Here is a 12,720-nt window from a genome sequence, read left to right on the forward strand (position 1 = left end):
GGATTCAGATGAGCAACAGGCATGCCAGAAGAGTGTGGCTAAAAAGTCACACTATTCCGAAGCTATAATAAGTCGCGAGAATATAGATGAGCGGATTCCTGCCGATCCGGGGGTGGGCGGTCGGCAAGAATCCGCCGAAGGGCTATTCAGACCGTTTCAGTCCGTATTTGGTCATCTTTTCGTTCAGGGTGCGGCGGGGGATGCCGAGGTCGTCGATGACGTCCTTGATGACGCCGCCGTTGCGGTTCAGGGATTCCTGGATCAGGTGGCGCTCGAACAGTGCGACCTGGTCGCGCAGGCTGACGGCCTGGGACGCGGTGTCCCCGGTCTTGGCGGCCATGATCTTGGAGATGCGCTCCTTGGGCGGCAGGGGCGAAAGGATGTAGCGCTCGGCCAGGCTCTTGAGCTCGCGGACGTTGCCGGGCCAGTCGTGGCTCATCATCAGGGGCAGCCCCTCGGGCCCGAGCGGGGCGGCGACCACGCCGTAGGTGTCGGCCGTGCGCTCCAGGAAGAAGGAGAAGAGCAGGGGGATGTCGTCCGTGCGCTCGCGCAGAGGCGGGACGTTCAACTCCACGGTATTGATGCGGAAATAGAGGTCCTCGCGCAGCCTGCCCTCGTCGATGGCCGTGCGCGGATTTTCGTTCATGGCGGAAATCAGCCGAAAGGTCACCGGCCGGGGCGAGTTGGCCCCCAGCGGGGTGATCTCGCGCATTTCGAGCGCGCGCAGCAGCTTGCCCTGGACGTCCAGCGGCATGGAGTTGAGCTCGTCCAGGAACAGGGTCCCGCCGTTGGCCGCCTCCAGCTTGCCGATGCGCTTGCCCTGGGCCCCGGTAAACGCCCCGCTGACGTGGCCGAACAACTCGCTCTCGGCCATGTCCACCGGGATGGTCGCGCAGTTGAGCGCCATGTACGGGCCCTTGTTCAGCAGGGAGAGGTTGTGGATGGCCCGGGCGATGACCTCCTTGCCCGTGCCGGTCTCGCCGAAGATGAGCACGTTGGCCGGGGTGGGCGCGATATGGGATATTTCCTTCTTCAGTTCGCGCATGGGCTGGCTGGTGCCCACCAGCCGGGAGTCGATGCCCTCGCAGTCGGACAGGGCCATCTTGAGCTGGCGGTTTTCGAGCACCAGCCTGCGCTTTTCCAGGGCGCGCTTGATGGTCTCCACGATCTGCTCGGGGTCGAAGGGCTTTTCCACGAAGTCGTAGGCCCCGCCCCGGATGGCCTCCACGGCCATGGCGATGTCGCCGTGCCCGGTGAACAGGACCACCGGGATGTGCTCGTCGATGGCCGCGATCTCCTTCTGGAAGGCCAGCCCGTCCAGGCCGGGCATCTTCACGTCGGTCAGCACTATGCCCGCGTAATCCGGGTTGATGTCGCGCAGGGCCACGCGGGCGTCCGCGTAGTCCGTGACCTCGAAATCCGACAGCTCCAGCCATTGCCGGGCGGAATCCCGGACCGACTGCTCGTCGTCGACCAATATGACTTTCTTCATGATTTATTCTTATCCTGTTGCTGCTTGGAAAGGGGAATATGGACAAAGAACTCGGCCCCGTTCGGATCGCGGTTGGCCACCCGGAAGTCGCCCTTCATGTCCTTGACGATCTTGTAGGAAATGGACAGCCCCAGCCCCACGCCGATGCCCTCCTTCTTGGTGGTCACGAAGGGCTCGAAGATCTTCTTGCCGACCTCTTCGGCGATGCCGGGGCCGTTGTCCCAGACGTGGATGGTCGCCTTGTCGTCCTCCACGGCCAGGCGCACGCCGATGAGCGGGGACTCGACCTCCAGCAGGGCGTCCAGCGCGTTGCGGAAGAGGTTGATCAGGACCTGCTCCATGCGCATGCGGTCGCCCCGGATGAAGACCGGCTGGCCGGGCATGGACAGCTTGAGGTCGCAGTTCTCCACTAAAATTTGGTGTTTCATCAGGTTGACCGCTTCCTTGATGGCCAGGCGCAGGTCGAACTCGATGTCCTTGTCCGTGGTCCGCCGGGCGAAGGACTTGAGCTGGCCCGTGACCTTGGCCATGCGGTCGCCCAGCTCCGAGACCTTGACCAGGGTGGGGTCCAGGTCGTCGAGCTTCATGCGCTTGAGCATCAAGCGGCAGGAGGCCACGTAGGTCTTGGTGGCCGCGATGGGCTGGTTGAGTTCGTGGGCGATGGCCGTGGCCATCTCGCCCAGCGCGGCCAGCTTGCCCGCCTGGACCAGCTCCTCCTGGGCCGAGCGCAATTCGTGCTCGGTGCGCTTGCGCTCCTCCACCTCCTGGGCCAGCTGGCGGTTGATGTCCCGGATGCGGTTGGCCTCCACGGCCTGCTGTTTGGAGAGCTGCCGCTGGCGGCGCTCGCGCAGGAACAGGCGGGTCAGCACGGCCAGTCCCAGGAGCACGAAGGTGGTCAGGGAGACGCCCAGGGTCCGCTCCCAGAGCGGTCCCTGGGGCGTGAGATAGCTGATCTTCCAGTCCGTGCCTGGGATGCCCCGGGTGTTCAGCAAAAACCGTTCGGTGCCGATGGTCGTCTCGCGGACAAAGCCGAACCGGGTCCGGGTGTGCCAGGCCAAGTGCTTGAGCTGGTACTTGGGATAGTGCTCGCGGTCGTGGATCTCCTGGATCATGCCCGCGTCCAGCGGCGTCAGGGTCATGTACTTCCAGGACGGCCGGCTGGTCAGGACGATGACCCCGTTGGAGTCGGTCACCAGCAGGGTCTCGCCGCCCTCCTTCCAGAGGTGCTCCAGCGGGGACAGGGCGATCTTGGCCACGGCCACGCCGATGATCTCGTCCTTGTCCTTGATCGGGTGGGAGATGTAGATGCCGGGCTCGCCCCGGGTGATGCCCACGCCGAAGAAGGTCCCCTGGCGGCCCTCCATGGCGTCCTTGAAATAGGGCCGGAAGCCGAGGTCCAGGCCGATGAAGGCGTTGGGGCGGTCCCAGTTGGAGGCCGCCTTGACGATGCCGTCCGTGCCGATGATGTAGACCACGGACGACTCGGCGATGGTGTTCACGCGCTTGAGGAAGCGGTTGACGGGCACGCCCTCGCCGCCCCGGGTCAGGAAGGCGGTGACCATGCCGTTCTCGGAGATGAGGTAGGGCAGGTACTCGTACTTGCGCAGCTCGGAGTCCAGGGTCATCTCGTACAGGGTCAGCCGTTCGTCCGAGACCCGCTCCAGGTCCTGGAGGTAGTCGTACTGCACCAGCAGGCCGACGATGAACGGCAGGCCGATGAGCAAAAAGATGCCGAGCGTCACGGCCGGGGTGTTGAATCGGGTCTCGTTGGAGGTCTTCATGCTTCGCCTGTCCGTGTCCGCGAGGGCGCGGTGGTTGGGTCTGTTTCGGGCCGTTCTTCAGCAATAGGCGGAAATCCGCCGATCAGGCAAGGCCAAAAGCGGCTCCCCTGGGCCGTGTTCGCGGTCAACATGTCGGGATAATTCGCATTGTCGAGAAACAGGGGCGACGTCATGCCCTGAGTACAGCAAAAAGGATACCGACACCGGCCGCGCGCCCGGTGTTTTTCGCCGTCAGTGCGGGAAATTGTCGGTGTAGGCCACGGTCCGGTCGGGCAGAAACCAGATGCAGGCGCTCTGCGGCGAGTATTTTTCGAGGAACTGAGCGCCCCGGGCCGGGCCCATGATGAACAGGGTGGTGGCCAGGGCGTCGGCCAGTTCGGCGGTGTCCGCGATGACCGTCACCCCGATGGACCGGTGGGCCGAGTCCATGGTCGAGGGGTCGATGATGTGATGGTGCTCGATGGGGCCGTCCTTTTTCTTCGGGGCCACGAACTGGCGATAGTCGCCCGAGCCGCACACGCTCCTGTCGCGGATGGTGATCGTCTGGAACACGGCGTCGTTGCGGGGGTGGCGGACGCCCACGTGCCAGTCGCGGTCGCCGAAGCAGCGGAAGTCGCCCCCGGCCTCGACGATGCCGGATTGCACGCCGTGCTTTTGCAGCAGGGCCACGGCCGCGTCCACGATGGCCCCCTTGGCGATGCCGCCGAGGTCCAGGGCCATGCCCTCCCTCTTGAGCCGCACCCGATCGCCGGGCCGGTCCATGAGGACCATGCGGAAGTCCACCAGCCCGGACTTGGCCCGGGCCACGGACTCGTCCATGGCGTAGTAGAAGGGCGAGGTGGTCAGGGCCCCCACCGTGGGGTCGAAGATGCCGCCCGTGGCCGCGCTGAACTTGAGCGCCCGGTCGAGCAGGGCGAAGGCGCGCGGCGTGACCTTGACCCAGGCGTGCCCGGCCGCGCGGTTGATCCGTCCGATGGAGCCGCGCGGGTTGCGGTGGTCGAAGTCCTGCTGCAGGGCGCGCATGGCGGTCATGGTCCGGCGGGCCGCCTGGGTGGCGGACTTGCGGCTCGGGGCCTCGATGGTCAGCTTGACCACCGTGCCCATGGCCACGTCGGTGAAGCGGTAGAGATCGTCCTCGTGGGCCTCCATGCGCAGGGTCGGGGACAGGTTCAGGACGAGCATCAGGCCGAGGAGTCCGGCGGCCAGCCCGGTGGCGGTCCAGGCCAGGCCGTCGCCCCAGTGGAACTGGTCGCGGAAGACATGGGCCAGCAGGGGCAGGCAGCAGAGCGCGCCGATCAGGGCCGCGATCCTGAGCCCCGGCGCCGGGGAATGCAGGGTGTGGACTACGGCCCCGCCGAGCAGAGGCCCCAGCAGGAAGCCGAGCCCGGAGGCGAGGTTGGCCGCGCCGAAGACCGCGCCCTGCCTGCGGCTCAGGGTGGAGGCGAAATACATGGAGGCCGGGATGGACAGGGCCGCGCCCAGGCCGAGGAGCACGCCGAAGGTGGCGAACTGCCAGAGCAAACGGCACTCGCCCAGGGCGTAGAGCGCGCCCGCGCTGACCAGCATGCCCAAGACCACGCGGTCCATGTCCGGGCTCTTGCCGCCGAACCGGCCCGTGAGCAGCAGCCCCAGGAAGGTGGCCAGGCCGGGCGCGGCGAAGGTGGCCGCGATGACCGGCCCGTGGCGGCCCAAGGTCTCGGCCAGGACGAGGGGGTAGAAGGCGGTGGTCAGCCCGATGCCCAGGCTGCGCCCGCCGATGGCCAGGAGCAGGGCGGCGGCGCGTCCCCGGGAACCGGCCGGCCCGGCCTTGGGCGGTGCCGGGCGGCTGGTGGCCGCCTCGCGCGGCATGAGCAGGAAGGTGGCGGCCAGGGCCAGCCCCAGGCAGAGGGACAGGCCGATGAGGACCGGCCCCATGACCCCGGTGGTGTAAAGCAGGCTGCCGAGGATGGGCCCGGCAAAGGCGGCCGCGTTGAACAGGGCGGCGTGGACCGCGAACCGGCGCGACAGGGACGGTCCTTCGGCCGAGCCGCCCAGGGCGGCCAGCCCCACGGGCCGGACCAGGCCGGTGACCATGCCCATGGCCACCTGCACCGCGTACAGGGTGGTCAGGCTAGGGGCCGCGAAATAGGCCAGGGGGATGACGCAGCCCAAAGCCGAGGCCAGGGCCAGGACCGGCTTGGGCCCGAACCGGTCGGCGGCCATGCCGGACAGGGGCGAGACCAGCAGCTTGGCCAGGTAGTACCCGGCGAACGCGGAGCCCAGCCACGCGCCGCTGACCCGGTCGTCCAGGCTGAGCAGCGGGATGGTGAAGGCGAACAGGCCCACCCCGAGGGAGGTGAACAGCCCGCCGATCAGTACGGCGGCGAGGGTGCAGTTGTTCCCGTTCAAACGCATGTCGCCGTCAGTGGATGAACTGCTCGTTGAAGATGCGCTCCTCCAGGGAGTGGTCCGGGGCGAACAGGATGCGCGCCGGGCGCGCGTGGTCCTCGCGGACCTGGATGTGGGCCACGTCGCGGACCTCCAGGAAGTCGGCGGTGGCGCTGACCGGCCGCAGCCCCGGCCAGAGGATGTCGAACTCCACGCTGGCGGTGTTGGGCAGCAGGGCCCCGGACCAGCGCCGGGGCCGGAAGGGGCAGATGGGGGTCAGGGCCATGACGTTGGACCCCAGCGGGATGATCGGACCGTGGGCGGACAGGTTGTAGGCCGTGGAGCCCGCCGGAGTGGCGACCATGACCCCGTCGCAGACCAGGTTGTCCAGCCGCTTGCGGCCGTTGATGAACAGCCGGATATGGGCCGACTGCTGGGAGGTGCGCAGCATGGCCACCTCGTTGAAGGCCAGGGCCGAGACGCGGTCGCCCTCCAGGGTGATGGCGGTCATGGCCAGCGGGTTCAGGAGGTGCTCCTGGGCCGCGTTGATCCGTTCGATGAGGTTGTCCGGGTTGAACTGGTTGAGCAGAAAGCCGATGGTTCCGCAGTTCATGCCGTAGATGGGCAGTTTCCGGTCCAGATACTCGTGCACGGTCCGGAGCATGAACCCGTCCCCGCCCAGGGCCACCAGGGCGTCGGCCTCGTCCACCGGGACCAGGGCATAGCGTTCCTTCAGGACGGCGAAACGTTCCTGGGCGGCGTGTGTGTCCGAGGCGACGCAGGCGATATGGTGAATAGCGGATTCCATGGTGCGGCCCATCCTTTTGCTCCGGTTCATTGCTGGACCAACTACCCTGCATGGCCCGTGCCGTAAAGAGGCTCACGCGGTTTTCCATTCGCTGGACGAGAAAAGGCCGCACGGCGCGGGATGCGCCGTGCGGCCCCAAAGAGGAGGATTGTCGGGTCAGATGGCTTCGTCGCGGTGGCAGTCCTTGGAGTAGATGTACTCCATGCGCTCGCGGCCGATGCCGTAGCACGCCTGCTTGCAGAACGGGGCGATCCAGATGAAGTCGCCGGACTGGACGGGCAGCCATTTCTCATCGAGCAGGTACAGCCCTTCGCCCTGGTAGATGTACATGCCGTGCTCCTGCACGTGGGTCTCCACGAAGGGATGGCAGCCGCCGGGCAGGAAGGCCAGGGTGTGGAAGTTCATGTCGAATGCCTGGTCCACGGGCAGAAGATCGCGCACGAACACGTTTTCCATGGAGTCGTACAGGCTCTCGTCGATGTCGCGGATGGAGCCGGTGACCATCCACGGAGCCTGGACCGCCGGGTCCGGGTGGGGGATGAAGCGCTGCTTGTAGAGCAGGATCTCCACTGGCGCGTCGCCCGAGGAGGCGAAGGAAATGCCCTTGCCCGGAGGCGCGTAGATGTAGCCGCCCGCGGACAGGGTGGCGGTCTTGCCGTCCACGGTGGCCTTGAGCGTGCCCTCGCCGGACATGACGAAGAGCAGGGTCTCGATGTTCTCGGCCTGGCCGTAGGGCATGGTCGTCCTGCCCTCGGTGGACACGGCGCCGACCATCTGCACGAAGTTGGCCCCGAGCTTGGGCGAGGCCACAATGGACAGGGCGCAGTCCTCGATGCCCGGCACGACGTTGATGACCCGGCCCTCGGTGGTGATGACCGCGTACTTGCCGGGCACGTACTCGGAGCGGTTTTTCAGGAAGCCTTCGGGATAAGGCATGGTGGTTGTCCTTGTTGCGTTCGGCCTGCTTGGTTCAAGGCCGGGACGCGGAGGAGAGGTCGTTCCCCCCGCGCCTCGGTGTGGGGAGGTGTACTACTTTCCGAACTTGTCGCGCCAGATTTTTCCGGTCTTTTCCATGTCCGAATCCGCCCAGGTGCGGCGCATGCGGTTCAGGGTGGGCATGCCCAGGGAGAATTCCTGGAGCCAGTTGCGGGCGAAGATGCCGCGCTCGGTCTCCTCGAAGATCTCCTCCATGGCCTGCTCGTTGATCACGCGCGGGCCGCTGTGGCGCACGGCGAACTCGCAGGTCCGGCTGGCCCGGGAGGTCAGGTAGGCCTCGATGCCCACGGCGTCGATGTCGTCGATGATGGACCGGATGGAGCGGATCGCCTTGGCGTAGGCGAAGGAGCGGGGATAGCCGTTCTTGACCATGATGTTGAACATGGTCCGCATGAGGTGGATGGTCCCGCCGTACAGGACCTGCTCCTCGTAGTTGTCGCCCTCGGTCTCGTGCTGGAAGGTCATGTCCACCACGCCCACGCGGGTGGAGCCCACGGCCTTGGAGATGGCCAGGGCGGTCTCCTTCGCCTGTCCGCTGACGTCCTGGTCCACGGACACGCAGCCCCAGATGCCGGAGCCGTCCTTGAACTTCTGGCGGGTGACCGGGCCGGGGCCGTTGGGCACGAACAGGACCACGTCCACGTCCTTGGGCGGCTTGATGGTCCCGTAGAGGATGGCGAAGCCGTGGGCGAAGCTCAGGGTCTGGCCGGGCTTGAGATGCTTGTGGATGGACTCGTAGTAGACGGAAGGCTGGGCCGGATCCTGGAGCAGGATGTGGACGATGTCCGCCTTGTCCACGGCCTCCTCGATGGAGTAGACCGTAAAGCCGTCGGCCTCGGCCTTGTCCCAGCTGGAGTGGCGGGTGCGGTCGCCCGCGCCCACGATGATCTTCACGCCGGACTCGCGCATGTTCATGGATTGGGCGCGGCCCTGGCTGCCGTAGCCGATGATGGCCACGGTCTTGCCGTCCAGCACGGACAGGTCCACGTCTTCGTCACGGTAGATTTTCTCGAATTCGATGTCGCTCATGGTTGTTCCTTTTTTCTGGCTGCTGTCTTGTCCGGTGCGGGGACGCCTAGGCGTATTCCGCGCCTTCCGGGTCGTTGCAGGTCTTGATAATGCAGTTCAGGAGCACGTCGGCTCCGGCCGCGCAGTCCGCCCAGGAGGTTTCCTCCACCTCGGCATGGCTCCGGCCCCCGATGGAGGGCACGAAGATCATGGCGCTGGGCGCGAACTGGTTGATGTACACGGTGTCGTGGGACGCGCCTGAGACCATGTCCAGGGCGGGCAGGCCCAACTCCCCGGCGGTCTCGTGGATCATGGAGACCAGGGCCTGGTTGAAGGGCGCGCGCTCCACCTCCCAGGTCTTGCGGATGTCCACGCTGGTCCCGGTGACCTCGGCGTGGGTGCGGATGGCCTTTTCGATGTCCGCGCAGACGCGGTCGGTCTCGCTCTCGTCCCAGCCGCGCACGTCGATGGTGAAGTGGAGGTTCCCGGCGATGACGTTTCGCGAGTTGGGGGAGGGATGGACCTCGCCCACGGTGGCCACCACGTTGTCCGAGGCCAGGCCGATCTCAAAGATATCCGAGGCCATGCGGGCAAAGGCGTAGACCGCGTCCTTGCGCTCGTTCATGGGCGTGGGCCCGGCGTGGTTGGGCACGCCGGTTATCTCCACGTCGTACCAGCGCAGGCAGACGATGCCCTTGGGCACGCCGATGGTCTTCCCCTGGCGCTCCAGGACCGGGCCCTGCTCGATGTGGTACTCGAAGTTGGCGTGCAGCGGCCCGGGGTCGAAGTCCTCCGCGCCCTTGTAGCCGATGCGCTCAAGCTCCCCGCCGAAGGTCAGCCCCTCGCGGTCGGTCAGTCCGTACATCTCGTCGCGGTCGAGCTTGCCCGCGAACACGCCGGAACCGGTGGTGCCCGGGGTGAAGCGGCTGCCTTCCTCGTTGGTCCAGTTGACCACGATCAGGTCGCGCTCAAGGGTCACGCCCGCGTCGTTCAGGGCGCAGACCGCCTCCAGCCCGCCGATGATGCCGAGGATGCCGTCGAAGCGCCCGCCCTGCGGCTGGGAGTCGCAGTGGGAGCCGGTCAGGACCGGCGGCAGGTCGCGGTTCTTGCCGGGCCGGACAAAGAACATGTTGCCCATGCGGTCGATCTTCGTCTCGCAGCCCGCGGCCTCGAACCACGCCTTGAGCTGATTGCGGGCGTCCCGGTCCTCGTCGCTCAGGGCCAGGCGGGTCACGCCGTTGTTCCTGGTCGCCCCGAAGGCGGCGATCTCGGTCAGGAACCGTTCAAGCCGCGCGGGGTCGGTTTTCAAATTCGCCTTGGTCATTGGTCATTTCCCTTTGTTGTTCACGGGGATCACCGGTTTGCCGGAACCGGCGCGGCCGGTCGGCCGGTGCTTGCCCGTATCGGAATCGAATCGGCAGACCATCTCGCCCCGCAGCCACGTCTGTTCCACGCGGCCGGTGCAGGACAATCCGGCATAGGGGGTCTGCCTGTGCTTGGTCAGAAGATCCTCGGCCCGGATGGTCCATTCGGCCTCGGGGTCGAAGATCACGAAAGTCGCCTCGCTGCCCTCTTCAAGCGTGCCCTTGCGCGGATACTGGCCGATGAACCGCGCGGGTGCGGCGCTGTACAGCCGGACCAGGAGCTCGGGGGAGAGCCCGCGCCGGACCACGCCCTCGGTGTGCAGCAGGGGGAAGAGGAACTGGACCCCGTTGATGCCGCCCCAGCACCGGTTGAAGGAGTCGCGCTCCTTTTCGAAGGTCTCGGCGGGCGAGTGGTCCGTGCCGATGAAGTCCACGGCCCCCTCCTCGATGCGTCGCCACATGCCTTCCACGTCGTCGGCCGAGCGCACGGGCGGGGTGCACTTCAGCCGACCGCCGATGGCGCGCAGGTCGTCGGTGGTGCACAGCAGGTACTGCGGGCAGGTCTCCACGGTGACCGGCGCGCCGCGCTTCCTGGCCTCGGCGACCATGTCCACCACCTCGGGCAGGCTGGCGTGGCAGACGTGCAGGTGGCCGCCGGTCTCCTCGCACAGGCCGATGACATGCTTCGTGGCCTCGATCTCGGCCTCCGGGCAGTGGATGGCCAGGAAGCGGGAAATCTCGTCCTCGCCGCCGTGGTCTTGGCCCGCGATGCGGTCCATGACCGTCTGGTCCTCGCAGTGCACGCCCACAAAGGAGCCAAGCCGACGGGCTTCGGAAAAGCCGCGTTGCATGGTCTCCGGCGCGGGCATGGGGAAGCCGTCCCCGGCGTCGCAGGTGAACATCTTGAAGCCGTAGGCCCCGGCCCCGGCCATGGGGTCCATCCGGTCCACGTTGTCCTCCACCAGCCCGGCCCAGATCGCGTAGTCCACCACCGAGCCCCTGGCCGCGCGCTCGAACTTGTCGCGCACGTCGGTCTCGGAAAGGGTATACGGCTCGTTGGACAGGGGCATGTCCGCGAACAGGGTCACGCCCCCGGCCGCCGCAGAGGAGGAGCCGGTGAAATAGTCCTCGCGCCGGGTCAGTCCCGGCTCGTTGAAATGCACGTGTAGGTCGATGAACCCGGGCATGATCAGCTTGCCCGCGCAGTCAAGGACCTGTACGCCTTCAAACCGTGTACCGGGGGCCGCGATACGGGCCACTTCGCCGTCGCGGATACCGATGACGCAGTCGCGGGTGGCGTCCTCAAGGACCAGGCGGACGTTTTCGAGCACGAGATCAAACATGATGTTCTCCGCCGGATACCGGGGTTTTGGCCAGGGGGTATGCGTACCCGCCGGTCTTGCTCGTCCTGAGGTTCAGGGAGACGAGGGATTCCACGAACTTGATTGCGCAGGCCACGCCCTCGACCACGGGCGCGCCGAGTTCCTCGGCCAGGCGCGGGGCCAGATGGGCCATGCCGCCGCAGCCCAGGACCAGGGCGTCGGAGCGGTCCCTTTTCAGGACCTCGCGGGCCGCGTCGCGCAGGATCGCGTAGGCGGATTCGCCGTCCTCGAAGGCCAGGACCGGCAGCTGCGCGGCGTGCACGCCCCGGCAGCGGGCGGCCAATCCGTAGCGGGCCGCGTTGTCTTCGAGGATGGGCACGGACCGCTCCAGGGAGGTCAGGATGGAGAAGCGGCAGGCGAGCATGGTGGCCGCGTGCATGGCGGCCTCGCCGATGCCAAGCGTTGGTCCGGCGACCCGTTCGCGCACAGCGTCCACGCCCGTGTCGTCGAAACAGGCCAGTACGTAACCGTCCGCCGGGCCGCTCTCTTCCACCAGCTTGAGGGTGTGGAAGGCGGCGAGCACGCCGTCCGAATGCCCTTCGATGGACAGGGGCGCGCCGGGGGGGCGGATGCCCACGATTTCGGTGCCGGGCGCGGCCACGGCCTTGCCAGCGTCCGCGATGGTCCGGGTCATGGCCGGGCTGGAATTGGGGTTGATGAGCAGGATGCGCATGGGGATATCCTTTACCCGGCCTGGATGCGGTTGCGGCGGCGCTTGAGCAGGCTGAGGGCGACCAGGGTGCCGACAATGGCCACGAACGAGATGAGCGTGGTCAGGGTGCCGAGCGCGTAGAGCACGGGCGTGGTCACGTTGGTGGTCATGCCGAAGATCTCCAGCGGCAGGGTGTTCTGCGAGCCCGAGGTCATGATCGTGCGGGCGAACTCGTCATAGGACAGGGTGAAGCCGAACAACCCCACGCCCACCAGGCTCGGCAGTATCAGCGGGATGACCACGAAGCGCAAGGTCTGGAACGGGGTAGCGCACATGTCCGTGGCCGCGGCCTCGAAGGATTTGTCGAACCGGTTGAAGACCGCGAACATGATCAGCAGCCCGAAGGGCAGGGTCCAGGTCAGGTGCGCGCCGAACGCCGAGCCGTACCAGGTGGGCTCCACGCCCGCCTGGTTGAAGAGCAGGCCGATGCCCAGGCTGATCAGGATGGACGGGATGATCAGGCTGACCACGGTCAGGTAGAAGAGCACGCCGCTGCCCCTGAATTTTTTGCGGAAGGCCATGCCCGCCGAGAGCGAGACGACCACGGTGGTGACCATGACCGCCAGGGCCAGGAGCAGGGAGCGGGTCAGGGACCCGCCGAAGTCGCCCACGGCCTGCGTTTCGAACAGCTTGAAATACCAGTGCAGGGACATGCCGTTCATGGGAAAGGTCAGCCCGCCGGACGGCCCCTGGAAGGACAATATGCCGATGGTCAGGGTGGGGCCGTACAGGAAAAGGATGAACAGGGCGAAGAACGCGGACAGGAAGTAGAAGCTCTTCGGCCGTTTGCCGGTGGTGTTCATGATACGC

The 12,720-nt window shown here is 66.7% G+C and carries 10 protein-coding genes; all 10 read right to left on the minus strand.

Annotated elements, in window-relative coordinates; all coding sequences use genetic code 11:
• Positions 1 to 142: 142 nt before the first annotated feature.
• Positions 143 to 1,492: a sigma-54-dependent transcriptional regulator gene (locus ACR42D_RS03230; RefSeq protein WP_484565426.1), complete on the minus strand. Its 1,350-nt coding sequence runs from the start codon at positions 1,490 to 1,492 to the stop codon at positions 143 to 145.
• On the minus strand, positions 1,489 to 3,273 hold the full coding sequence (locus tag ACR42D_RS03235; protein WP_484565427.1) for a sensor histidine kinase: 1,785 nt from the start codon (positions 3,271 to 3,273) through the stop codon (positions 1,489 to 1,491). Before ACR42D_RS03235 ends, ACR42D_RS03230 begins: the two co-directional genes overlap by 4 nt.
• A gap of 231 nt (positions 3,274 to 3,504) precedes the next feature.
• Positions 3,505 to 5,667: an MFS transporter gene (locus tag ACR42D_RS03240; protein WP_484565428.1), complete on the minus strand. Its 2,163-nt coding sequence runs from the start codon at positions 5,665 to 5,667 to the stop codon at positions 3,505 to 3,507.
• A 7-nt stretch (positions 5,668 to 5,674) separates the two neighbouring features.
• Positions 5,675 to 6,448, minus strand: a complete 774-nt coding sequence (locus ACR42D_RS03245) for an NAD kinase (protein ID WP_484565429.1) — start codon at positions 6,446 to 6,448, stop codon at positions 5,675 to 5,677.
• Between the two features lie 156 nt (positions 6,449 to 6,604).
• Positions 6,605 to 7,384: a (S)-ureidoglycine aminohydrolase gene (gene allE / locus ACR42D_RS03250; protein WP_484565430.1), complete on the minus strand. Its 780-nt coding sequence runs from the start codon at positions 7,382 to 7,384 to the stop codon at positions 6,605 to 6,607.
• 93 nt (positions 7,385 to 7,477) lie between these two features.
• Positions 7,478 to 8,473 (minus strand): ketol-acid reductoisomerase, encoded by a 996-nt coding sequence (ilvC, locus tag ACR42D_RS03255; protein WP_484565431.1) that lies wholly within the window; start codon positions 8,471 to 8,473, stop codon positions 7,478 to 7,480.
• 46 nt (positions 8,474 to 8,519) lie between these two features.
• The gene (locus ACR42D_RS03260; RefSeq protein ID WP_484565432.1) at positions 8,520 to 9,776 is read right to left on the minus strand and encodes an allantoate amidohydrolase; all 1,257 of its coding nucleotides are present in this window, start codon (positions 9,774 to 9,776) and stop codon (positions 8,520 to 8,522) included.
• Between the two features lie 3 nt (positions 9,777 to 9,779).
• Complete coding sequence (gene allB / locus ACR42D_RS03265) at positions 9,780 to 11,159, minus strand: allantoinase AllB (protein ID WP_484565433.1); 1,380 nt, start codon at positions 11,157 to 11,159, stop codon at positions 9,780 to 9,782.
• Complete coding sequence (locus ACR42D_RS03270) at positions 11,152 to 11,871, minus strand: aspartate/glutamate racemase family protein (RefSeq protein ID WP_484565434.1); 720 nt, start codon at positions 11,869 to 11,871, stop codon at positions 11,152 to 11,154. The genes allB and ACR42D_RS03270 overlap by 8 nt, the downstream gene beginning before the upstream one ends.
• An 11-nt stretch (positions 11,872 to 11,882) precedes the next feature.
• A complete protein-coding gene (locus ACR42D_RS03275) occupies positions 11,883 to 12,713 on the minus strand; it encodes an ABC transporter permease (RefSeq protein ID WP_484565435.1) in 831 nt (276 codons plus the stop codon).
• Between the last annotated feature and the right edge of the window lie 7 nt (positions 12,714 to 12,720).

The sequence above is a fragment of the Pseudodesulfovibrio sp. lm2024 genome (assembly GCF_051175575.1).
In the GTDB taxonomy this organism is placed as follows: Bacteria; Desulfobacterota; Desulfovibrionia; order Desulfovibrionales; family Desulfovibrionaceae; genus Pseudodesulfovibrio; species Pseudodesulfovibrio caledoniensis.

Coding starts and splice junctions, on each gene's coding strand:
- ACR42D_RS03240 (WP_484565428.1), bottom strand. CDS start 5,667: ATGCGTTTGAACGGGAACAACTGCACCCTCGCCGCCGTACTGATCGGC.
- ACR42D_RS03235 (WP_484565427.1), bottom strand. CDS start 3,273: ATGAAGACCTCCAACGAGACCCGATTCAACACCCCGGCCGTGACGCTC.
- allE (WP_484565430.1), bottom strand. CDS start 7,384: ATGCCTTATCCCGAAGGCTTCCTGAAAAACCGCTCCGAGTACGTGCCC.
- ACR42D_RS03245 (WP_484565429.1), bottom strand. CDS start 6,448: ATGGAATCCGCTATTCACCATATCGCCTGCGTCGCCTCGGACACACAC.
- ilvC (WP_484565431.1), bottom strand. CDS start 8,473: ATGAGCGACATCGAATTCGAGAAAATCTACCGTGACGAAGACGTGGAC.
- ACR42D_RS03260 (WP_484565432.1), bottom strand. CDS start 9,776: ATGACCAAGGCGAATTTGAAAACCGACCCCGCGCGGCTTGAACGGTTC.
- ACR42D_RS03270 (WP_484565434.1), bottom strand. CDS start 11,871: ATGCGCATCCTGCTCATCAACCCCAATTCCAGCCCGGCCATGACCCGG.
- ACR42D_RS03275 (WP_484565435.1), bottom strand. CDS start 12,713: ATGAACACCACCGGCAAACGGCCGAAGAGCTTCTACTTCCTGTCCGCG.
- ACR42D_RS03230 (WP_484565426.1), bottom strand. CDS start 1,492: ATGAAGAAAGTCATATTGGTCGACGACGAGCAGTCGGTCCGGGATTCC.
- allB (WP_484565433.1), bottom strand. CDS start 11,159: ATGTTTGATCTCGTGCTCGAAAACGTCCGCCTGGTCCTTGAGGACGCC.